The organism is Streptomyces rectiviolaceus (assembly GCF_039533825.1).
GTDB classification, from domain to species: Bacteria; Actinomycetota; Actinomycetes; order Streptomycetales; family Streptomycetaceae; genus Streptomyces; species Streptomyces rectiviolaceus.
Window position 1 is genome coordinate 1 of record NZ_BAAAUG010000185.1, and the last position, 1,587, is coordinate 1,587.

Here is a 1,587-nt window from a genome sequence, read left to right on the forward strand (position 1 = left end):
TGCCGGAGCCGTAGTTGGCGGTGAGGACGTGCCCGGCGTGCAGGGCGAGGTGGGTGGGCGCCGCCCCGCCGACCGCGACCGGCCGCCCCGCCTGCTCGGGCTTGTCGCCGTCCAGGCGGTACGCGGCGACCGCGCCGTCGGCGGTCTCGCTGACGGCGTAGAGCGTGTCGCCCGCGGCCGAAAGGGCGAGGTACGAGGGGTCGGCGACCGTGTCCGTGGCGCCGAGAACGGTCAGCGCACCGCTGTCCGCGTCGACGGCGGCGGTGAGGATCCCGGCGCCGCCCGCCGCGGTGAAGGACCCGATGTACGCCCGTTGACTGTCTCCGTGCCTGCCGGCCACTGCGTTCCCCTCTCGACTCTCGACCGAGCACCGCGTCCAGGGGGCACTCGTGCGGCAGACGCTAGCAGTCGGTCTAGACCAAGGCTTCGCTGCTCTCGCCGCGCGTCCTGGCGAGTGCCGCCGGGTGGTGGACATAGGCCGGGTGCCGCTCCACGGTGTCGTACGTGCGGTGGAAGACGGGGGTCGTGCTGCCGGACAGCGGCGGCACGATCCAGGACCAGTCGGCGCCGACCGTGCGCCCCTTGCTCTCCTCGCGGCCCAGGTGGGTCAGGAAGCGCCGGGACTCGGTGTGGTGGTCGCTCATGGTGACACCGGCCCGGTCGAAGGAGTGCAGCACCGCCCGGTTGAGCTCCACGAGGGCGCGGTCCTTCCAGAGCGAACGGTCGCTCGCCGTATCGAGCCCGAGCCGTTCGGCGACGCGCGGCAGCAGGTCGTAGCGGTCGCTGTCGGCGAGGTTGCGGGCCCCGATCTCGGTGCCCATGTACCAGCCGTTGAAGGGTGCGGCGGGGTAGCAGACGCCCCCGATCTCCAGGCACATGCAGGCCAGCGCGGGCACGGCGTGCCAGCGCAGTTCGAGCCCCGCCCACCAGGCGAACTCGGGGTGCTCGATCGGGACTTCGAGCACGGCGTCCGGCGGCAGCCGGAACCAGCGGGGCTTGTCGTCGGTCCCCTGGATCACCAGGGGCAGTACGTCGAAGGGGGTGCCGGGGCCGCCCGGCCAGCCGAGGCCGCGCGCGAACGCGGTGATCCCGACGTTGCGCGGGTCGCCGACGACGCGTCCGCCGGGGCCCGGGTAACCGGCGTACCGGATGAGCTGCTCGTTCCAGATACGGGGCCCCGGACGGCCGGGAGCGTCGGGCGCGAAGACGGTGATGAGGGGCCTGATCCGCCGCCCGCCGCCGACGGCCTCCCGCAGATGATCCGCCGACGCGGCGGCGACATCCTCGGCGGTGGTCAGCTCCCTGCGGTCCAGGACGCGCAGGGAGCGCCAGTAGAGGCGTCCGATGCAGCGGGCGGCGTTGCGCCAGGCGAGCCGGGCGCCGAAGACGAGCTCCTCGTGGGTGTGGCGGTAGGTCCCCGTCTCCGCGATCTCGGCGAACACCTCGGCGATCCGTGGCGCGGGGTCACCGCGGCAGGTCTCGCCGTGGTGGAGGCGGATGAACTCGGCGGCGGCCCGGCGCAGCGCGGGTGCCGACAGGGCGCCGTCCGCGGGGCGCGGCACCGACGGGGTGGCGGCCTCCTCGTGG

General features: G+C 74.3%; 2 protein-coding genes. Both read right to left on the reverse strand.

Going from position 1 to position 1,587, the window contains the following annotated elements; all coding sequences use genetic code 11:
* Positions 1-340 (reverse strand): lactonase family protein (locus ABD378_RS38690; RefSeq protein ID WP_344529148.1); only part of this gene is annotated, 340 nt, incomplete at its 3' end.
* A 73-nt stretch (positions 341-413) separates the two neighbouring features.
* Positions 414-1,562 carry a nitric oxide synthase oxygenase gene (locus ABD378_RS38695; protein ID WP_425583959.1) on the reverse strand — a complete coding sequence of 383 codons (1,149 nt, stop codon included), beginning with the start codon at positions 1,560-1,562 and terminating at the stop codon, positions 414-416.
* Positions 1,563-1,587 lie beyond the last annotated feature (25 nt).